The organism is Streptacidiphilus cavernicola, from assembly GCF_042510955.1.
GTDB classification, from domain to species: Bacteria; Actinomycetota; Actinomycetes; order Streptomycetales; family Streptomycetaceae; genus Streptacidiphilus; species Streptacidiphilus cavernicola.
In genome coordinates this window covers 187,593-207,626 of sequence record NZ_JBHFAB010000008.1, presented here as the reverse complement: position 1 = coordinate 207,626, position 20,034 = coordinate 187,593, and the positions used below count along the sequence as shown (strand labels likewise).

Below are 20,034 nucleotides of genomic sequence, written 5' to 3'. Positions count from 1 at the left end.
GTCGATCTGGCACGCAACTGGCACGGCGGCGTGCCATTGGTCTAGACAACAACGAAGCCCCAGGTCTCTGACCTGGGGCTTTCTTGTGGAGCGGGTGACGAGAATCGAACTCGCGCTCTGAGCTTGGGAAGCTCATGTTCTACCATTAAACTACACCCGCGTGATCGGCCGTCAGGTATGGCCAACGGCTTTACTCTACCCCATCGGCGGGGGCGGTTGCAGCGGGGCTGCCGTGGGGCGCCGGGCGCGGGTGGGGCGGGTGCGCGGTGGTGGTGCGGGGCGGGGACGCGGGCGTACTGTGGCGGGCGGTTTCCGAGGTGGTCGTGGTCGGCGCGTCATTGGGCTCTATGTCCGGAACATCCCCTAATGTGACAACGCCGTGCCCCCTGGGGCGGGCAGTCCGGCCGGGTAACCGGCGGAGACCTCGGTGAGTCGGTCCGGGTCAGCTGCTGTCCGTGCGGGAACATTGCGCGGCGAGTCGTCCGATGGGGAAGGAAGCAATGGAGCGCACTGTCGTCCGTTGTGCCGAGGGGCACCTGTTCAGCACCGCCACGTTCCCGCTGCAGAATCTCGGGCCTGAGCGGATCGGCCCCGGGCGGTTGATCCGCTGTCCGCTGTGCGCGCGGCTGCGCAGTTCCGTACTGGCCGACCTCGGTGCCCTCACGGACGACCAGATCAGACTCGCTCTGCGGCGGGAGGCCGTGGAGTTCCTGGCCTGAGTCGGGGAAGTCGGGAGGGGGCTGGGTCGAGGGCTGGCCGGAGCCTGAGTCGGAGGTCGGTCGGACGACGTCGGAGCCCGGGGACGGAGGCCTCGCGCAGCCGGACGGGTTGCTGCGATTGGGCGGGGGCCCGTCCGTGCACGTAACCTCGTGCCGTGCTGCTCTCAGACAAGGACATCAGGAACGAGATCGAGTCCGGTCGCGTGGTCATCGACCCCTACGACCCGGCGATGATCCAGCCGTCCAGTATCGACGTCCGGCTCGACCGGTTCTTCCGGGTCTTCGAGAACCACAAGTACTCCATCATCGACCCCTCGGTCGAGCAGCCGGACCTGACCCGGCTGGTCGAGCCCGAGGGCGACGACGCGTTCATCCTGCACCCCGGCGAGTTCGTGCTGGCCTCGACGTACGAGGTGATCACGCTCCCCGACAACCTGGCCTCGCGGCTGGAGGGGAAGAGTTCGCTCGGACGGCTCGGTCTGGTGACGCACTCCACCGCCGGCTTCATCGACCCGGGCTTCAGCGGGCATGTGACGCTGGAGCTGTCGAACGTCGCCACGCTGCCGATCAAGCTCTACCCGGGCATGAAGATCGGGCAGTTGTGCCTGTTCCAGCTCAGCTCCCCCGCGGAGTTCCCGTACGGCTCGGCGAAGTACGGCTCGCGCTACCAGGGGCAGCGCGGGCCGACTCCGTCCCGCTCGTTCCTCAACTTCCATCAGTCGAAGATTGCGAACTAGGGCGACCGGTCCGGGCGGGGACGAGGAACGGGCAGAGAGCGGGCAGAGAGCGGGCGGGGACGGGCAGCGGGTAGGACGCGCGCAGCGGGCACAAGCGCCGTTCTGCTCAGCGGCGCTTCGGGGTGGTGACGGCGGTGAGTTCGGCGCCGTCGTCGCTGAGGCGCAGTTCCGTGCGCAGCTCGGCCAGTTCGCCGAGGTGGTGCAGGTGCGTGCCGCCGCAGGGGATGGACGCGGCGCCCTCGGGCAGGTCGCAGGCCCAGCGGCGGCGGGCGGTCAGCTCCGGGCCCGGGGCCTCGATCCTGACCGGCACGTCGGATGCGACCCAGGCGGCGAGACGGGCATTGACGGCCTCGGTCAGCGCGGGCAGGTCGGCGGCCAGGTCGTCCGCGGTGAAGCCCTTCTTCCGCAGCGACTTGCCGATCCGGTAGACGTCGGTGCTGGCCTGGACGTCCATCCGGGACGAGTCCATCGCCAGGCTGTCGAAGTCCGGGTGGCCCAGGGCGTCGGCGCGGCCCGGGTCCTTGCGCCAGCGCGGTGCGAGGGCCTCGTTGAGGGCGAGGGCCAGCAGGTGGCAGCCGGTGTGCGCGGCGCTGAGCGCGGACCTGCGGTCGGCGTCCACCCGCAGCTCGACCTCGGTGCCGACGGCCACCGGCTCGTCGGTGAGGTGGACCACCAGCCAGGCCCAGCCCTCCTCGCCGCGGCGGGCCGGGATGTCGGCGCCCAGGAGGAGGGGGGCCGCGGCAGCGGGGCCGTCGGTGGAGTCGAGGGCGACCGCGCCGGTGGCGCAGTCGCGGACCGGGACGCCGCCGAGGGTGCCGGTGTCGGCCGGCTGGTCGGGCCAGCTGTGGTCCAGCGGGTGGAACGGGGTGGCAGCGGTGACGATCGCCCAGCCGCTGCCGTACCGGCCGCCCTCAGGCAGCGGCTCGGCGGCGAGGACGGTGGAGCGGCCGTCCACGGCTCCGGCCGGGAAGCTCACCTGCGTGGACGTGGTGGGGAGGGGCATGGCGGGGATCTCCTGGCGGGACGGGGGGACGGGGGACGGAGCGACGGCTCCATCTTCCCTGACGAGTGGGGAGCGTTGGCGTTCCGGGGCATGGACGGTCGGCGTTCCAGGGTCGGCGTTTCGGGTGCGGGTGTGGAATGCGGTACGGCGCGGCCGAACGCGGGGCCGGGGACAGGCGACGGAGGAGTCGGCGTGCAAGCGGCGGGAACGGGACGGAGGGCTGGTCCCTGCCGCGGGTCAGCTCAGGGTGGGGAGCTTGATCAGGATCAGTAGCGCGATCAGCTGCAGGGCTGCCGCTCCCAGGGCCTTGCCCCAGGGCAGGTCGTGGAGTTGGCGGACCATGGCCGTCAGCAGCCCGGCGCAGAGCAGCCAGGTCGCCCAGCCCAGCAGTTGGACGAAGGCGTTGTCGGACGGCAGGAAGAAGGAGAACAGCAGCCTCGGCACGTCCGTGGTCCAGGCGATGATCATGGCGAAACCGATGGTCGGCGCCCAGGCGCCGTCGCCGCCGAGTCTGCGGGCCATGACGTGGGTGACGCCGCCGAACATCAGCCCGGCGATGATGATGCCCACCGCGCTGGACAGGACGATGGTCAGTGCGAACGAGAAGGTGGCGTCCACCACCTCGCTGCGGGTGTCGGCGAAGCCGAAGACCGCGAGTGCGCCGTAGACGGCGGAGACGGTCAGCGCGGGGCCCCACACCTGGTGCCAGCGCATCTGCGCGAAGGTGCGGTCCGGGTGGCGGTAGATCCCGGCCAGCAGCGGTCGCCAGGCCAGGCGGGCGCTGCCCACCTCCGGGTGCCGCTGCCCGGCCCGGTAGGTGGTGACCCTGGTCCCGTCGTCGAACGGTGGCTGCGAGGCAGAGGAGGAGGAAGCGGAGGCGGAGGAGGCCGCGACGGGGGGTTCGTAGGACTCGGGCGGGCCGTAGCCCTCGGCCGGTGTCCCGTAGTTCGCGTAGTCCCCGTAGCTCGCGTCGGCGTTCGCACTCGCGTTCGCGTTGCCGTCGCCATTCGCGTTGCCGTTGCCGTCGCCGATGGTGAAGGCGCGGGTGTAGCCCGGTTCGTCGTCGCGTCCGAACGAGCCACCGCCAGCCGTCCCCCTGCTGCCCCCAGGGCCACCGGGGCCGCCCGGGCCGCCGGGACCACCCGAGCCACCCGAACCGCCGGCGCCGCCCGCCGAGCCTGCCCCGCTCGCCGCACCCGCACTGCCGCCGGGCGGGGGCGTCGGGGCCTGTCGGCCCCTGCCCCCGCCCCGCCCGAAGCTGAATCTGTTGCTGCCCACACAGGGACGGTACCCGCAGCGGGCCCGCTGTTCCCTCCGGAGGATCTCAGCGGGCCCCTTGCAGCGGAGTTGTGACACGGAGCCGACCCGAACGGACAACGGCACCGAAGCCAGTCCAGCGGAGCCGCCCCGCCCCGCCCCGGCCCCTACCCCGCCGGGGCCGGTGCCCCGCCGGGGCCGGTTACCCCGCCGGTGCCGGGGCCGGTTACCCCGCCGGGGCCGGTTCCGGCTCCTCCTCTGCCTGCGCCTCCGGGGTCGCCTTCACCGAGTCCAGCAGCAGTTGGGCGACGTCCACCACCCGCAGGGCCTCCTTCGCCGCGCCCTCGCTCTTCTTCCCGTTGGCGCTGTCGGACAGCATCACCAGGCAGAACGGGCAGGCGGTGGAGATGATGTCGGGGTTCAGCGACAGCGCCTCGTCCACCCGCTCGGTGTTGATGCGCTTGCCGATCCGCTCCTCCATCCACATCCGCGCGCCGCCCGCGCCGCAGCAGAAGCCGCGCTCCTTGTGACGGTGCATCTCCTCGTTGCGGAGACCGGGGACGGACGCGATGATCTCGCGCGGCGGGGTGTAGACCTTGTTGTGCCGACCCAGGTAGCACGGGTCGTGATAGGTGATCAGGCCCTCGACCGGGTTGACCGGGACCAGCTTGCCCTCGTCGACCAGGTGCTGCAGCAGCTGGGTGTGGTGGATCACCTCGAAGTGCCCGCCCAGCTGCGGGTACTCGTTCGCAATGGTGTTGAAGCAGTGCGGGCAGGTGGCGACGATGCGCTTGACCGGCGCGTCCTCCAGCACCGTGTTCAGCGTCTCGACGTTCTGCGCGCCGAGCATCTGGAACAGGAACTCGTTGCCCAGCCGCCGCGCCGAGTCGCCGGTGCAGGACTCCTCCTTGCCGAGGATGGCGAACTTCACCCCCGCTGTGTGCAGCAGCTCCGCGAACGCCTTGGTGGTCTTCTTGGCCCGGTCCTCCAGCGCGCCCGCGCAGCCGACCCAGTACAGGTACTCGACCTCGGCCGGGTCGATGTCCTCGCCGATCACCGGGACCTCGATCCCGGTCTCCTTCTTCAGCTCCTTCACCCAGTCGAGCCGGGCCTTGGTGGCCATGCCCCACGGGTTGCCCTTGTTCTCCAGGTTCTTGAGCATCGTCCCGGCCTCGGTCGGGAACGACGACTCGATCATCACCTGGTAGCGGCGCATGTCGACGATGTGGTCGATGTGCTCGATGTCCACCGGGCACTGCTCGACGCAGGCGCCGCAGGTGGTGCAGGACCACAGCACGTCCGGGTCGATGACCCCGTTCTCCTCGGCCGTCCCGATCAGCGGGCGCTCGGCCTCGGCCAGCGCCGCCGCCGGGACCCCGGCCAGCTGCTCCGCGGTCGCGGTCTCATTGCCCTCGGCGTCCTTGCCGCCGCCCGCGAGCAGGTACGGGGCCTTGGCGTAGGCGTGCTCGCGCAGGTTCATGATCAGCAGCTTGGGCGACAGCGGCTTGCCGGTGTTCCAGGCCGGGCACTGCGACTGGCAGCGTCCGCACTCGGTGCAGGTGGAGAAGTCCAGCAGGCCCTTCCAGGAGAACTGCTCGACCTGGGAGACGCCGAACACCGCGTCGTCGGCCGGGTCCTCGAAGTCGATCGGGGCGCCGCCGGAGCTCATCGGCAGCAGCTCGCCGAGCGCGACGCCCCCGCTCTCCTCGCGCTTGAAGTAGATGTTGAAGAAGGCCAGGAAGCGGTGCCAGGCCACGCCCATCGAGGGGTTGAGCCCGATGGTGATCGCCCAGGTGAAGGAGATCGTGATCTTCAGCATCGCGAAGAGGTAGACCAGGTTCTCCAGCGTGGAGGCGCTCGTCCCCTTGAACGCCAGCGCGATCGGGTAGCTGACCGCGTACGCCGCGCCGTAGTGCACGTCGGCGAGCGCGCCCTCCAGGCCGCGCAGCACCAGGATGCAGATGCCGATGCCGAGGATCACGTACTCGACGAAGAACGCCTGCCAGGCGATCGACCCGGCGAAGCGGCTCTTGCGGCCGGCCCTCCCGGGCAGCGACAGCAGCCGGATCACGATCAGCACGATGATGCCCAGCGTGGTGAAGAGGCCGACGACCTCCTCGAACAGCTCGTACGGCCACCAGTGGCCGATCACCGGCAGCGCGAAGTCGGCCTGGAACAGCTGGCCGAACGCGGTGACCAGGGTCAGCACCAGGCAGAAGAAGCCGGTGGCGACGAACCAGTGGGCCACCCCGACCACACCCCAGGTGGTCATCCTGGTGTGGCCGAGGAACTCCCTGGCCACCGTCTTCACCCGCTGCGCCGGGTTCCCGGTGCGCGCGCCCGCGGGCACGTCGGCGCCGAGCTTGACGAAGGTGTAGATGTACAGGGCGGCGCGCGCTGCCAGCGCGGTACCGACCAGTGTCGTGACCAGTGAGATCACGATCGCGGCGAGCTGCATCGCTCCGTCTCCTAAGGCTGGCGGCATAGCGTTCCACTGATAGTACCGGCCGGTAACTTAACCGGTCACCACCGGGCACCCACGGGCCGGGCACGGGTCGGGCACGGGCACCTGCGGGGTGCCGATCAGGCGGACGATACCGCGCCCACCCTGGAGTCGCGCACTATGCGCCCGGTCACATCGCCCCATTCGGCGTAGGGGCTGCATAAAGTTGAGCGCCTCACACTCAGCTCTGTTGACGAAGCGGGATCCGCCGTGCATGCTTGAGCCTGTTCAGCTCAACTTCCCTCTGGAGGGTTCCACGATGGCTCGTGCGGTCGGAATCGACCTCGGTACGACGAACTCTGTCGTCAGCGTCCTCGAAGGCGGTGAGCCCACCGTCATCACCAACGCCGAGGGCGCCCGGACCACACCGTCCGTCGTCGCCTTCGCCAAGAACGGCGAGGTCCTCGTCGGCGAGGTGGCCAAGCGCCAGGCGGTGACCAACGTCGACCGGACCATCCGGTCCGTGAAGCGTCACATGGGCACCGACTGGAAGGTGAACATCGACGGCAAGGACTTCACGCCGCAGCAGATGTCCGCCTTCATCCTGCAGAAGCTCAAGCGCGACGCCGAGGCCTACCTGGGCGAGAAGGTCGCGGACGCGGTCATCACCGTCCCGGCCTACTTCAACGACTCGGAGCGGCAGGCCACCAAGGAGGCCGGTGAGATCGCGGGCCTCAACGTCCTGCGCATCGTCAACGAGCCCACCGCCGCCGCCCTCGCCTACGGCCTGGACAAGGACGACCAGACGATCCTGGTGTTCGACCTCGGCGGCGGCACCTTCGACGTGTCGCTGCTGGAGATCGGCGACGGCGTGGTCGAGGTCAAGGCCACCAACGGCGACAACCACCTCGGTGGCGACGACTGGGACCAGCGGGTGATGGACCACCTGGTCAAGCAGTTCCAGAACGGCCACGGCGTCGACCTGTCCAAGGACAAGATGGCGCTCCAGCGGCTGCGCGAGGCGGCCGAGAAGGCCAAGATCGAGCTCTCCTCCGCGGCTGAGACCACGATCAACCTGCCCTACATCACGGCCTCCGCCGAGGGCCCGCTGCACCTGGACGAGAAGCTCACCCGCTCCCAGTTCCAGCAGCTGACCTCGGACCTGCTGGACCGCTGCAAGACCCCGTTCCACAACGTCATCAAGGACGCCGGCATCCAGCTGTCCGAGATCGACCACGTGGTCATGGTCGGCGGTTCCACCCGGATGCCCGCGGTCGCCGAGCTGGTCCGCGAGCTGACCGGCGGCAAGGAGCCCAACAAGGGCGTCAACCCGGACGAGGTCGTCGCCATCGGCGCGACCCTCCAGGCCGGCGTGCTCAAGGGCGAGGTCAAGGACGTCCTGCTGCTCGACGTCACCCCGCTGTCCCTCGGCATCGAGACCAAGGGCGGCATCATGACCAAGCTGATCGAGCGCAACACGACCATCCCGACCAAGCGCTCCGAGATCTTCACCACGGCCGAGGACAACCAGCCGTCCGTGCAGATCCAGGTCTACCAGGGCGAGCGCGAGATCGCGGCGTACAACAAGAAGCTCGGGATGTTCGAGCTGACCGGCCTGCCGCCGGCCCCGCGCGGGCTGCCGCAGATCGAGGTCACCTTCGACATCGACGCCAACGGCATCATGCACGTCTCCGCCAAGGACCTCGGTACCGGCAAGGAGCAGCGCATGGCCGTCACCGGCGGCTCGGCCCTCCCCAAGGAGGACATCGCGCGGATGATGCGCGAGGCCGAGGAGTTCGCCGAGGACGACCACAAGCGCCGCGAGGCCGCCGAGACCCGCAACACCGCCGAGCAGCTCGTCTACACGACCGAGAAGTTCGTCAAGGACAACGAGGACAAGGTCCCCGGCGAGGTCAAGGACGAGGTCGCGGCTGCCGTGGCCGAGCTGAAGGAAGCCCTCAAGGGCGAGGACAGCGGCGCGATCAGCGCGGCCACCGAGAAGCTCTCGGCGACCTCGCAGAAGCTCGGCCAGGCGCTCTACGCGCAGGCCGGCGAGGGTGCGGCCGCGGCCGGCGGTCCGTCCGACGCCCCGCAGGACGCCGCTGCCGCCGGTGACGACGACGTGGTCGACGCCGAGATCGTCGACGACGAGAAGCGCGAGGGCGGTGCGCAGTGACCGAGGAGAAGACGACGGGCGACGCCAAGGAGCCCGGCGCCGACTCCGCCGCCAAGGCCGAGGGGGCCGCCGAGGCCCCCGAGGCCGGGGCGTCCGGTGCCGAGGGCTCGGCCGCGAAGGAGCTGGCCGAGGCCCGCAAGGGCCTGGCCGAGCGCACGGCCGACCTGCAGCGGCTGCAGGCCGAGTACCAGAACTACCGCAAGCGGGTCGAGCGGGACCGGGTGACGGTGCGTGAGATCGCCGTCGCCGCGCTCCTGGAGAACCTGCTCCCGGTGCTGGACGACATCGGCCGGGCGCGCGACCACGACGAGCTGACCGGCGGCTTCAAGTCGGTCGGCGAGTCGCTGGAGAGCGTGGCCTCCAAGCTGGGGCTGCAGCAGTTCGGGAAGCAGGGCGAGCCCTTCGACCCGCAGCTGCACGAGGCGCTGATGCACAGTTACTCCGCCGACGTCACCGAGACCACGTGCGTGCAGATCCTGCAGCCGGGGTACAAGATCGGCGACCGGATCATCCGTCCGGCGCGGGTCGCCGTGGCGGAGCCCGAGCCCGGCGCCGCGGCGGACGCCGCGGACGCGACCGACGACGCTGCCGAAGCCAAGGGCGACGGTGGCGACGAGGACTGACCGGGTGGTGACTGTGGGACCGTACGCCGGTGAGTCCGGGGTGCGGTCCCACCGTCCCATCACCGTGGCCGCTGCCAGTGCCACCCCTGCCACCCCTGCGCGAAGGAGGCGATTCCGTTGAGCAGCAAGGACTTCGTGGAGAAGGACTACTACAAGGTCCTCGGCGTGCCCAAGGACGCCTCACTCGCGGAGATCAAGAAGGCGTACCGGAAGCTGGCCCGGGAGTTCCACCCGGACGCCAACAAGGGCGACCGCAAGGCCGAGGAGCGCTTCAAGGAGATCTCCGAGGCCAATGACGTGCTCTCGGACGCCAAGCGGCGCAAGGAGTACGACGAGGCGCGGGCGCTGTTCGCCAACGGCGGCGGGTTCCGCACCGGCGGCGGTGGCGGCTTCGACTTCGGCGACCTGTTCGGCGGCAGCCAGCAGGGCGGCACCTTCGGCGGCGGGGGCGGCGGCGGTCTCGGCGACGTCTTCGGCGGCATCTTCAACCGCGGTGGCGGCGGCACCCGCACCGCGCAGCCGCGGCGCGGCGCCGACGTCGAGTCGGACGTCACGCTGAGCTTCATGGAGGCGGTCGAGGGCACCACCGTGCCGCTGCGGATGACCAGCCAGGCCGCGTGCAAGACCTGCGCGGGCACCGGCGCCAAGGCCGGGACCACCCCGCGGGTCTGCCCGACCTGCGTCGGGACCGGCCACGTCCAGCGCGGCCAGGGCAACTTCGCCCTGTCCGACCCCTGCCGCGACTGCAAGGGCCGCGGCCTGATCGTCGACGACCCGTGCGAGGTCTGCCACGGCAGCGGGCGCGCCACCTCGGCGCGGACGATGCAGGTGCGGATCCCGGCCGGGGTGTCCGACAACCAGCGGATCCGGCTCAAGGCCAAGGGCGCCCAGGGCGAGCGCGGCGGCCAGCCGGGCGACCTCTACGTCACCGTGCACGTCCAGGAGCACCCGGTGTTCGGGCGCAGGGGCGACAACCTGACCGTGACCGTGCCGGTGACCTTCCCCGAGGCGGCGCTCGGCGGGACGATCAGGGTGCCGACCCTGGGCGGCCCCGCGGTCACCCTCAAGATCCCCGCGGGGACGGCCAACGGCCGTACCATGCGGGCCCGCGGCAAGGGCGCGGTCCGCAAGGACGGCACCCGCGGCGACCTGCTGGTGACGGTGGAGGTCGCGGTCCCGGAGGAGGTCGAGGGCGAGGCGCTGGCGGCACTGGAGAAGTACCGCGAGGCGACGACCGCGGAGAACCCGCGGTCAGCACTGTTCAAGGCGGCGGAGGAGGCCTGAGGTGATGGACGGCAACGGCGGTCACAGTGGTGGCGGCCCCGGACACGGCTCCGTGTCCGGGCCCGGCTCCGCGCACGGTTCCGGGCCGGCGATCGGCGTCGGGCTCGGCGGCGGGCTGCCCGGCGGCCCGCGCCCGTCCCGGGGCGGGGGCCCGAGCGGCGGCTACCAGCTGACCGAACTGACCCCGGTCTACGTCATCTCGGTCGCCGCGCAGCTCAGCGGGCTGCACCCGCAGACGCTGCGGCAGTACGACCGGCTCGGCCTGGTCTGCCCGGACCGCACGGCCGGGCGCGGGCGGCGCTACTCCGCCCGGGACATCGAGCAGCTCCGCGAGGTGCAGCGGCTGTCCCAGGAGGACGGCATCAACCTGGCCGGGATCAAGCGGATCATCGAGCTGGAGAACCAGGTCAGCGCGCTGCGGGCGCGGGTGGCCGAGCTCCAGGGCGAGGTCGCCAGCGCGGGCGCCGCGGCGACCCAGCGGGAGGCGGCGGTGCACGCCTCCTACCGGCGCGACCTGGTCCCGTACCAGCAGGTGCAGCAGAGCAGCGCGCTGGTGGTCTGGCGACCGCGGCGGCGCAGCGAGTAGTCGCAGCGCTGCGGGCGACCGGACCACCATGCGGGGCCGAAAACGGGTGAGGGGCCGTGTCCGGACGGACACGGCCCCTTCACCCGTGCGAAGAAGTCAGCAGCGGGCCTGCGACACCCGGGGGTGCGGCCTACCAGTAGACGTCAGCAGGCTGGGCCACAGGCCGGGCGTGGGGCGCGGCTGCTGTAGCTGCGAACGCCTGACCGCCACCTGCCAGAAGCAATGCTGCTGCAGCAAGCGCGGGGATCGCTGCAAGCCGTGTCAACCGACGTATCTTGCTCACGGAGTACCCCTTTCACTGAAAAACTGCCAGGGGTCGTGTGGTCGTACCCGCCTTCTCGGCGGTAGACCTCCCCCTTGGCTAGGCCATGTATCAGAATTGCTTCTGACAGCCGTCCGACCCAGTGTTCGATGGTGGCAACAAGTGGCCGGTCCGCTTCCGGCCAGAGGACGTTATGGGGCAAAGGTGAATAAATGACCACGCTCGACCCGAACCTCCCTCCCGAGCTGGATGGCTATGCCATCACCCTGTACCTCTGCGCCATCCAGGACGGCGAGCTGACCAGGGACGTCGCCCGCTCCGAGACCGGCCTCGGCGCCGCCGAACTCGACCGGAGCCTGAATCAACTGGTGGAGAACCGGCTGCTCGCCCCGGCCGCCGGCTCCCCCGACCTCTGGCTGCCGATCAACCCCGAGGTCGCCGCCGCCCGCGTGGTGGAGCCGATGGAGGACATGATCCGAACCTACCGGCAGTCCGCTGAGCGCACCCGGGAACGCGTGCTCCAGCTGATGCCGGCCTACCTCGCCAGGACGGGTGACGTCCTGCCGACCGGACAGCGTTCGGTCGAGACCATCACCGACGCGGAGGAGGTGCGCATCCTCATCAGGGACGCCTCGGACCGCTGCTCCAAGGAACTGATGACGGTACACCCGAGCATCCGGCGCGATCCGACGACCTCGGAGGGAGCGCTCTCGCAGAACCTGGAGATCATCACCCGCGGCGTCCGGATGCGGGTCCTCTACCAGCACACGGTCCGGGCCGACCTGCCGATGCACTCCTACGCGTCCACCCTGGTCGGGGCCGGCGCGCAGGTCAGGACCGCGGACCAGCTCACCGAGCGGATGCTGATCTTCGACCGGCAGACCGTGTTCATACCCAAGTGGTCCCAGCGCGACCAGACCCCGGGCGCGGTCATCGTCCGGGAGCCGGTGCTGGTGTCCTTCCTCTGCTCACTGTTCGAACAGTTCTGGCTCACCGCCGTCCCGTTCGGCCTTGAGGGTCCCGGCTACCAGGGGGTGTCGGACGAGATGCGCCGGTCCATCCTGCAGTTGCTCGGCCAGGGCCTCAAGGACGAGGGCGTGGCCCGCAAGCTGGGCATGTCCGTCCGTACCTGCCGACGCCACATCGCGGCCCTGATGCAGGAGTTGGGCGCCGAGAGCCGGTTCGAGGCAGGAGTCAAGGCAGCGCAGTTGGGCCTGCTCATCGAGGATTCGAACGGGTAGTTCCCTGCCAGGCAACTTGATGCCACTGGTTCGGCATGGACGAGCAGTCGCACGCCCGTGCACCATCGAGACATTCCCCCGAAGGGTTGGCGGTTCCGGCCGTACAACCCAGGCACAAGTCCTCTGAAACGGTAGTGGACTTGATGTTCAGAGGTCAACTATCTCGATGGAGACCACCATGAACGAGCTGCATGACGTCGGCCTGAGCGTGGACCCCGCCACTGCTGCTGTCGCCGCCGCCGAGCTCGCCGCCGACGCCCGCCGCAGTCTTCGGGTCTTCCTCGCCGCCCCCTCGTTGCGACTGACCGGCCCCGCCGACGGAGTGTTCACGCTGGCCCTGCGCGGACGGGTGACCGCCCTGCGCGAGGCGCTGCTGGACGCCGGCGTCACCGTCTACAGCCAGCACCACGACGACTGCTGGACCACCCGCGGCCTCGGCACCGGCTACCGCGTGCCCTCCGCCTTCCGCGGCATGCAGTCGGCCGACCTGGCCTTCGCCTACATCGGCTCGCCGCTCTCGGCCGGCGTCGGCATGGAGCTGGGCTGGGCCACCGCCCTGCGCAAGCCGGTGGTGCTGCTGGTGGACGAGACCGTGGCGCACAGCCCGATGATCTCCACCCTGGAGGAGGTCTCCCCGGTGCTGCCGATCCACTTCGACGCCGGCTGGAACGCCCAGGCCCTGCGGCACGCCGTGATCACCGCGCTGGACTGGGCCGACACCTCGGTCATCTACCCGGAGACCGCCGAGTCGGCCTGACGTCGGACCAGACCCCGTCAGGCGGACGTGAGTTCGCCGTTCAGCAGGCCTCGGGCACCGTTGGCGACGATGGCGGTGCCCATCACCGCCGCGTACCAGTTCGGGCCGAAGCGGCCGGGCAGCGGCGAGCGGCGGGAGGCCCGGACGACGTTCGGACGGACACCCGGACGGCCGATCGTTCGGATGTCCGTCCGGGCGGGGGCGAGGGCGGGGCCGAGGGTGGTCATGCCTCCACGTTCGCCGGAGCCGGGGTCGGCCGGTAGCGGGTGCCGGGCTGTGAGCTCATAAGCACGCTCTATGAGCAGGCCTTAGGCTGGACCCATGAGCACCGCCCCGCACCCCGCAGCACCGCACACCGCAGCACCGTCGGCGGCACCCAGCGCCCTCTCCCCGCGCCTGCCGGACCTCGGGGCGCTGGAGCTGCTGCTGGCGGTGATCCGGCTGGGCAGCCTCGGCCGGGCCGCCGCCGAGCTGGGGATCACCCAGCCCGCCGCCTCGTCCCGGATCGCGGGCATGGAGCGGAACATCGGGGTGCCGCTGCTGGAGCGCTCACCGCGCGGCTCGCGCCCCACCGAGGCCGGCTCGCTGGTCGCCGAGTGGGCCGCCCCGGTCCTCGCCGCCGCCCAGGCGCTGGACGCGGGCATCGCCGCGCTGCGCGACCGCAGGGACGCCCGGCTGCGGGTCTCGGCCAGCATGACGGTCGCCGAGTACCTGATGCCGCGCTGGCTGATGGCCCTGCACCAGGCCCTGCCGGGCACCGCGGTCACCCTGCGCACCGCGAACTCCGCCGACGTGGCCCGGCAGGTGCTCGCGGGCGAGGCCGACCTCGGCTTCGTGGAGGGGCTGCGGACCCCGTCCGGCCTGGACGAGGTGCGGATCGCCTCGGACCGGCTGCGGCTGGTGGTCGGCACCGGCCACCCCTGGGCCCGCCGCCGCGCCCCGGTCACCGGCGCCGAACTGGCCGCAACCCCGCTGGTGCTGCGCGAGGAGGGCTCCGGCACCCGGGAGGTGCTGGACCGCGCCCTCGCCCCGTACGGGGGGCCGACCACACCGCTGCTGGTGCTGGCCTCCACCACCGCGCTCAAGGCGGCGGCGCTGAGCGCGGGCCCGGCCGTGCTCAGCGAGTTGACGGTCGCGGACGAGCTGGCCCGGGGGCAGCTGGTCTCGGTCCCGCTGGCCGACCTGGACCTGAGCCGCCCACTGCGGGCGGTCTGGCCGACCGGCACCCACCCGGCCGGTCCGGCCCGCGAACTGCTTTCCCTGACCCGTAGTTGACGAGCCGTCAAACCTGGTGTGAATCAGCCGCGTTCGGCCGGGGCCCGGATGCCCATCACCCGGTCCCTGAGCACCGGGAACTCCTGCCGGGCGCGGGCCGCCTCGGCCGGGTCGAACTCCACCGTCAGGACCTCCTCCCCCGCTCCCGCCTCGGCCAGCACCGCCCCCCACGGGTCCACCACCAGGCTGCGGCCGCCCTGTTCGACCCCGCCGTGGGTCCCCGCGGTGTTGCAGGCCAGTACGAAGGCCTGCTCCTCCACCGCGCGGGCCCTGGCGAACAGGGTCCAGTGCTCACGGCGGCGGGCCGGCCAGGCGGCCGGGACCACGAAGATCTCGGTCCCGGCGTCCAGCAGTGCCCGGAACAGCTCCGGGAAGCGCAGGTCGTAGCAGGTGGCCAGACCCAGCGTGCCGAACTCGGTTCCGGCGGTGACCAGTTCGGTGCCGGCGCCCATCACCGCGGCCTCGCCCTGGTCGAAGCCGAAGCGGTGGATCTTGCGGTAGCTGCGGGTCAGCTCGCCGGTGGGGGAGTACAGCATCGAGGTGTTGTAGATCGGGCCGTCCGGGTCGCGCTCGACGATCGAACCGGCGTGCAGCCAGACCCCGGCGTCCTTCGCCGCCTCGGACATGGCCTCGGCGGTCGGCCCGTCCAACGGCTCGGCGCCGTCCGACCAGGCGTCGTAGGCGAAGCCGCCGAGCAGCCACAACTCCGGCAGGACCACCAGGTCGGAGCCGTGCTGCCGGCGGACCAGGGCAGCCGCGCGGGAGCGGCGGGCGTCCGGCGACTCCGCCGGATCGACGTCGAGCTGGATGAGCGAGACTCGCATGGTGCCGACCTCCCTGGACAAGGGCCCGTGGATCTCTGTGATCATTACGGTCAAGCCCGTGAAAGCCCTGACCGGCTGACACGGGTGAGCGTAACGTGCCATTAGCGCATCCGGCGGACGGTGCCGGTGCGACCACACCGTGAGTCAGCCCGCGCATGGGCCAAGGGGTCGAAAACGTGACCGACACGCAGATCGTCCAGGCGTACACCGACGCCTGGACCCAGTCCATCGAGGCCGTCTCCGAACTGGTGGCGCCGCTCACCGAGGGCGAGTGGAACCGGCCCACCGAATGCCCCAGGTGGTCGGTCCGCGACGTCGTCTCGCATGTCATAGCCATGGAGCTGGAACTGCTCGGCGACCCCCGCCCGATCCACACCCTGCCGCGCGACCTGCACCACGTGGTCGACGAGTTCACCCGCTACTGCGAGGTCCCGGTCGACAAGCGGCGCTGCCACACCGCGCCGGAGATGACCGCCGAGCTGGAGTACACCGTCATCCGCCGCTCGCGCGCGCTGCGGGACAACAGCCGCTACGGCCCGAACGACGAGATCCGCTGGCCGATGGGCCCGTACAGCCGGGACGTGCCGTACCACCAGCTGCTGCGCAGCCGGGTGTTCGACGTCTGGACCCATGAGCAGGACCTGCGCCGGGCCCTGCGCAGGCCCGGCAACCTAGACACCCCGGCCGCGCAGATCACCCGCGACTACCTGGTCGAGATGCTCCCCCGGGCCGTCGCCAAGCTGGCCGGCGCCCCGGCCGGCTCGACCGTGGTGCTGGAGGTGCACGGCCCGCTGGAGTTCATGCGGACGGTGCGGGTGGACGAGAACGGGCGCGGCAGCGTGGACGCCCACGTCCCGTTGGCCCCGGACGTGCAGCTGACCACGGACTGGGAGACCTACGCCCGGCTGGCCTGCGGCCGGCTGGTCCCGGGACGGAGCCCGGCGGGCGCGATCGACATCAAGGTCGAGGGCGACGAGGCGCTGGCCAGGCGGATCCTCGACAACTTCTCGGTGACGCCCTGAGCCCGACCCTGGAGCTGAGCCCAGCCCTGACCCCGGACCCGGCTGCAACCCCGGACCGGGCCGCCCGGGTTCACCCCGCCGCGGCGCGCAGTTCCGCCTCGCGGCGGGCGGCCTGCGGGCGCAGCCGGAGGATCTGGCTGATCCCCAGCGCCATCGGCAGGTAGAGCACGCAGAAGGCCAGCCGGAAGGCGTGCGGGGTGTAGTCGGGGCCGCCGCCGGGAGTCAGCAGGTCCAGCACCAGGCCGATGCCGAACAGCGCCAGCACGGTCGCGATGAAGCCGCCCATGTTGACGATCCCGGAGGCCGTCCCGATCCGCTCCGGCGGGTTCGCCGGGCGGGCGAAGTCCAGGCCGACCAGGGACGCGGGCCCGTTGCTGCCCATCACCAGGACCAGCACCAGCAGCAGCCACATCGGCACCCGCGCGCCCGGCCAGGCCAGCACCGCGCCCCACAGCGCCCCGGTGCCGAGCACCACGGTGAACACCAGCGGCATCCGGAGCCCGGGGCGGCGCGACACCAGCTGGCCGAACAGCAGCGCGAAGCCGCAGTTGCTGACGATCAGCAGGCTGAGCAGCCCGCTCGCGGTCCCCCGGGACAGCCCCTGACCCGCCATCAGGAACGGCATCCCCCAGAGCAGCAGGAAGGCCGACGCGGGACAGGCCGAGGTGAAGTGCACCCACAGGCCGAGCCGGGTGCCCGGCTGCGCCCAGGCGGCGCTGATCTGCGCCCGCAGCGGCAGCCGCGGCGGCAGCGGGGCGCCGCCGGGGGCGGCGGCGGTGAGCGGGGCGCGGCGGAAGACCGGCGCACGGGCCGGGGTGTCCGGGGAGTCGCGGAGGAACAGCAGCACCAGGGCCAGCACCGCGACGCCGAACAGCGCGGTGGTGCCGAAGGTCGCGGTCCAGCCCGCGCTGTGCAGCACCCGCGACAGCACGGCGGTGCTGACCAGGTTCCCCAGGGTGCCGACCAGGCCGGTGAGCTGCGCGATGAAGGGGTTGCGCCGGGCCGGGAACCAGCGCACGCCGAGCCGCAGCACGCTGACGAAGGTCATCGCGTCACCGCAGCCGAGGACGGCCCGGGAGACCAGCGCGGGGGTGAACGCGGTGGAGAAGGCGAAGCCGAGCTGGCCGAGGGTGAGCAGCACCAGGCCGGTGCTGAGCACCCGGCGCGGGCCGAGGCGGTCGACCAGCAGGCCGACCGGGACCTGCATCCCGGCGTAGACCAGGACCTGGAGGATCGAGAAGGTCGACAGCGCGGACGCGCCGATGCCGAACCGGGCCGCGGCGTCCAGCCCGGCGACGCCGAGGCTGGTCCGGTGGACCACGGCGAGGACGTAGACGGTGACCCCGATGCCCCAGGCGAACCAGGCGCCGCGGCCCCCGAGGAGCGCCTCGGCCGAGGACGGCGGCGGAGTGGCCGCGGTCGTCCCGGCGGTCGGCGGGGTGGTCGAGGCGGCGATGGTCGCCGCGGCGGGCAGGTCGAAGCCGGAGACGGGGGCGGACGCGGGGGTGGGCATGGGTGCGGACGCGGGCACGGCGGTGCCGTCGCGTGGCGCGGGGACTCGGCTGACGACGCTGTCAGGGCTGACGGGCTGGACGGGAGCGGCGGCCGGGTCGGCAGTCATGGTGAGGCCATCCTATGGTGGGATGAATTCAGCCCCGACAGCGGCCCCCTCGCGCGCCCCTCGCGCCGCTCAGTGGGCGACGGCGAAGGCGTAGAGCCTGAGTGTGTTCTTGTCGAACATCGGGCTGTAGCTGGTCCAGGCGTTGGGCCCGCCGCCGCCGACCCCGCCGATCAGGCCGATCACCCGGCCGGTGTTGGTCCCGGCCCGGTAGCCGATCAGCCACGGGCTGCCGGAGGTGCCCCCGTAGTAGCCGTCGCAGAGGAACACCATCTGCCGCCGGGCGCCCAGCCGCCGGGTCGGGGCCCAGCAGGTGACCGGCCGGTTCAGCGGCGCCGCGGAGGCCCGGGGGTAGCCGGTCACGCCGACCCTGCGGTTGGCGAAGGCCGGGGTGACGGTCAGGGTGTTGCCGTGGGTGAGGTCCTCGACCTGGCGCCCGGCCGCGCTGCGGGCGACCTTGGCGAAGGCGTAGTCGAAGTCGGTGCCGCCGCCGGTCCGCCGGAAGCGACGGTCGGTGAACGACCTGAGCACCGGCCAGATCCCGTACGGCGCGGGGGTGCGGCCGTGGATCCGGTACCCGGGGACGAAGGCCTGCGAGCTGCCGGGGCCGCAGTGCGCGGCGGTCATCACCAGGTTCCTGGTCCGGCTGGCCACCACGAAGGCGGTGCAGAAGTGCGCCCGCAGGTCCCGTCCCCGGAAGAACAGCACGCCGATCGACGGGCGGCCGTTGGGGTAGGCGCTGGGGATCCCGGCGACCGAGGGGGACACCGCGGACGGCGCGGGACTCCGCGGCAGCGGCAGGTCCTTGCCGCCCACGTCCTCGGCGGTCGCCGCGGCCATCCGCGCCGCCGTCCAGTACTCCGCCACCGCCGCCGCCCCCGGCGAGGGCTCCCGCCGGACCGCGGCCTCGCTGTCGGCGGCAGGCCGAGCCGCGAACCGGGCTGCGGGCCGGACCGCGGGCCGCGCCGCCGCCCGCGGTGCCGCGAGCGGGGTCAGCGCCGCCGCGAGGACCAGCGCCGTCGTGGCGGACCACAGCACCGGGCGGCCCCCGCGACCGCGGCCGCCACCGCCGCTCACCCGCCCAGGGTCCAGCTGACCGTCTCGGTCATCCGGGACTGCCGGAACGCCTCGTCCCGCACCCAGGGCGTGGTGTCCTCGACGGTCGCCGAGACCGTGCTCCGGCTGCCGGGCGCGAGGCCCAGCCTCCCGGTGTCCAGGCTGTCGCCGCGGACCGCGCCGTACGGCGCCCGGCGGCCGTCCACGGTCCAGCTGACCCGGAGCTGCCGGGGCCCCGCCAGCGGGACCGGGAAGACCCGGAGCACCGGCTGCCCGTCCACCGGGCCCGCCGCCGGGACGGTCCGGTCGACCGGGCGGACCTGGCGGTAGACCGACTCGATGATCGCCTCCCGCGAGGGCAGGTTGTAGACCCCGCCCAGGGTCCGCATGATCGAGTCCCTGGTCGGCCGGTAGAGCCCGTTGGCGCTCCGGTACGCGCCGACCGTGCCGCCGGTCGGGTCGGCCGCGCCGAGCCAGCGCCACCACTTCTGCTGCGACGCCCGCATCTGCGCCGCGCTGACGGAGGCGAGGTTGGGGTAGTCGGCGTCGGCGGGCGCGGCGTCGTACTCGTCGCCGAGGCCGCCGACGGTGTGGCCCATCTCGTGCTGGATGATCCGGCCCGCGTCCGGCGAGCCCGCCGCGAGGGTGGTCGTGCCGGTGCCGCCCTCGCCGCCGTACTGGCTGGAGTTGGCCAGGGCGATGGTGTACTGCGGGCCGCCGGAGCCGCCCGCCAGCCGGTCCACCGCGCCGTCGTCGGCGCAGAGCAGCCGGGACAGGCCGTCGCAGCCGAAGTGCATCCCCAGCGGCGACCCGGACCGCAGCCCCGGCCTGGCCGAGACCACGTCCACCCGGCGGACGTCGAAGAAGTGCTGGTAGGTCCGGAACGGCTCGACCGAGGTCAGCGCCGTCCAGGCCGCCGCCGCCTGGGCGTGGAACCGGGGCAGCTCGGCGGCGGTGTAGCCGTCGCCGAGCAGCACCAGGGTGATCCTGTCGGCGGCGTCGCCGTTGTCGGCCAGCAGCGCGCCGGCCGACCGGACCTCGGCCGCCTGGACGGTGGCCGGACGGGACGGCGACAGCATCAGCGCCACCGTCAGCACCGCTGCCATCAGCAAGGACACACACAGCCTGCGCCGCACGGGGTACTCCTCCGC

At 72.1% G+C, this 20,034-nt stretch carries 18 protein-coding genes and 1 tRNA gene; 10 read left to right on the top strand and 9 right to left on the bottom strand.

All coding sequences use genetic code 11. The features are described from left to right. Positions 1 to 86 precede the first annotated feature (86 nt). Positions 87 to 160: transfer RNA gene (locus tag ACEZDE_RS13725), tRNA-Gly, on the bottom strand. Between the two features lie 340 nt (positions 161 to 500). On the opposite strand from ACEZDE_RS13725, the gene ACEZDE_RS13720 reads away from it, so the two are divergent. Together ACEZDE_RS13720 and dcd are read left to right on the top strand one after the other, a co-directional pair. After that, the gene (locus ACEZDE_RS13720) at positions 501 to 719 is read left to right on the top strand and encodes a hypothetical protein (protein ID WP_380536010.1); all 219 of its coding nucleotides are present in this window, start codon (positions 501 to 503) and stop codon (positions 717 to 719) included. Positions 720 to 874: 155 nt separating this feature from the next. Beyond that, complete coding sequence (gene dcd, locus ACEZDE_RS13715; protein ID WP_380536008.1) at positions 875 to 1,456, top strand: dCTP deaminase; 582 nt, start codon at positions 875 to 877, stop codon at positions 1,454 to 1,456. A 106-nt stretch (positions 1,457 to 1,562) separates the two neighbouring features. On the opposite strand, the gene ACEZDE_RS13710 is transcribed toward dcd, so the two are convergent. The 3 genes from ACEZDE_RS13710 to ACEZDE_RS13700 form a co-directional block, all read right to left on the bottom strand. Continuing rightward, on the bottom strand, positions 1,563 to 2,459 hold the full coding sequence (locus tag ACEZDE_RS13710) for a metal-dependent hydrolase (RefSeq protein ID WP_380536006.1): 897 nt from the start codon (positions 2,457 to 2,459) through the stop codon (positions 1,563 to 1,565). 237 nt (positions 2,460 to 2,696) lie between these two features. Further along, a complete protein-coding gene (locus ACEZDE_RS13705) occupies positions 2,697 to 3,737 on the bottom strand; it encodes a Yip1 family protein (RefSeq protein WP_380536005.1) in 1,041 nt (346 codons plus the stop codon). Positions 3,738 to 3,942: 205 nt separating this feature from the next. Then, positions 3,943 to 6,174, bottom strand: coding sequence for a (Fe-S)-binding protein (locus ACEZDE_RS13700; RefSeq protein WP_380536003.1), 2,232 nt, complete (start codon positions 6,172 to 6,174; stop codon positions 3,943 to 3,945). Between the two features lie 304 nt (positions 6,175 to 6,478). Between ACEZDE_RS13700 and dnaK the strand changes: the two genes are divergently transcribed. The 6 genes from dnaK to ACEZDE_RS13670 all read left to right on the top strand — a co-directional run bounded on the left by dnaK (position 6,479) and on the right by ACEZDE_RS13670 (position 13,088). Beyond that, positions 6,479 to 8,335 (top strand): molecular chaperone DnaK, encoded by a 1,857-nt coding sequence (gene dnaK, locus ACEZDE_RS13695; protein ID WP_380536002.1) that lies wholly within the window; start codon positions 6,479 to 6,481, stop codon positions 8,333 to 8,335. Next, complete coding sequence (gene grpE / locus ACEZDE_RS13690; RefSeq protein WP_380536001.1) at positions 8,332 to 8,958, top strand: nucleotide exchange factor GrpE; 627 nt, start codon at positions 8,332 to 8,334, stop codon at positions 8,956 to 8,958. Before dnaK ends, grpE begins: the two co-directional genes overlap by 4 nt. 117 nt (positions 8,959 to 9,075) lie before the next feature. Then, entirely contained in the window at positions 9,076 to 10,242 is a 1,167-nt protein-coding gene (gene dnaJ / locus ACEZDE_RS13685) for a molecular chaperone DnaJ (protein WP_380535999.1), read from the top strand. 4 nt (positions 10,243 to 10,246) lie between these two features. Next, positions 10,247 to 10,828, top strand: coding sequence for a heat shock protein transcriptional repressor HspR (locus ACEZDE_RS13680; RefSeq protein ID WP_380535998.1), 582 nt, complete (start codon positions 10,247 to 10,249; stop codon positions 10,826 to 10,828). 474 nt (positions 10,829 to 11,302) lie between these two features. Next, on the top strand, positions 11,303 to 12,331 hold the full coding sequence (locus ACEZDE_RS13675) for a helix-turn-helix transcriptional regulator (protein ID WP_380535996.1): 1,029 nt from the start codon (positions 11,303 to 11,305) through the stop codon (positions 12,329 to 12,331). Positions 12,332 to 12,509: 178 nt separating this feature from the next. Further along, entirely contained in the window at positions 12,510 to 13,088 is a 579-nt protein-coding gene (locus ACEZDE_RS13670) for a hypothetical protein (protein WP_380535994.1), read from the top strand. 17 nt (positions 13,089 to 13,105) lie between these two features. Here the strand turns inward: ACEZDE_RS13670 and ACEZDE_RS13665 are convergent, their stop codons facing one another. After that, on the bottom strand, positions 13,106 to 13,315 hold the full coding sequence (locus ACEZDE_RS13665) for a hypothetical protein (protein ID WP_380535993.1): 210 nt from the start codon (positions 13,313 to 13,315) through the stop codon (positions 13,106 to 13,108). A 94-nt stretch (positions 13,316 to 13,409) separates the two neighbouring features. Here ACEZDE_RS13665 and ACEZDE_RS13660 point away from each other — a divergent pair, with 94 nt between their 5' ends. Continuing rightward, positions 13,410 to 14,363, top strand: coding sequence for a LysR family transcriptional regulator (locus ACEZDE_RS13660; RefSeq protein WP_380535992.1), 954 nt, complete (start codon positions 13,410 to 13,412; stop codon positions 14,361 to 14,363). A 23-nt stretch (positions 14,364 to 14,386) separates the two neighbouring features. On the opposite strand, the gene ACEZDE_RS13655 is transcribed toward ACEZDE_RS13660, so the two are convergent. Next, positions 14,387 to 15,187: a carbon-nitrogen family hydrolase gene (locus ACEZDE_RS13655; protein WP_380535990.1), complete on the bottom strand. Its 801-nt coding sequence runs from the start codon at positions 15,185 to 15,187 to the stop codon at positions 14,387 to 14,389. Positions 15,188 to 15,363: 176 nt separating this feature from the next. Here ACEZDE_RS13655 and ACEZDE_RS13650 point away from each other — a divergent pair, with 176 nt between their 5' ends. Then, entirely contained in the window at positions 15,364 to 16,209 is an 846-nt protein-coding gene (locus ACEZDE_RS13650) for a maleylpyruvate isomerase family mycothiol-dependent enzyme (protein WP_380535989.1), read from the top strand. A gap of 70 nt (positions 16,210 to 16,279) precedes the next feature. Here ACEZDE_RS13650 and ACEZDE_RS13645 read toward each other — a convergent pair whose 3' ends face one another. From ACEZDE_RS13645 to ACEZDE_RS13635, 3 genes are all read right to left on the bottom strand, one after another. Next, on the bottom strand, positions 16,280 to 17,830 hold the full coding sequence (locus tag ACEZDE_RS13645; protein WP_380535987.1) for an MFS transporter: 1,551 nt from the start codon (positions 17,828 to 17,830) through the stop codon (positions 16,280 to 16,282). Positions 17,831 to 17,899: 69 nt separating this feature from the next. Then, entirely contained in the window at positions 17,900 to 18,904 is a 1,005-nt protein-coding gene (locus ACEZDE_RS13640; RefSeq protein ID WP_380535986.1) for a trypsin-like serine peptidase, read from the bottom strand. Further along, positions 18,901 to 20,019, bottom strand: coding sequence for a M64 family metallopeptidase (locus ACEZDE_RS13635; protein ID WP_380535984.1), 1,119 nt, complete (start codon positions 20,017 to 20,019; stop codon positions 18,901 to 18,903). The genes ACEZDE_RS13640 and ACEZDE_RS13635 overlap by 4 nt, the downstream gene beginning before the upstream one ends. Between the last annotated feature and the right edge of the window lie 15 nt (positions 20,020 to 20,034).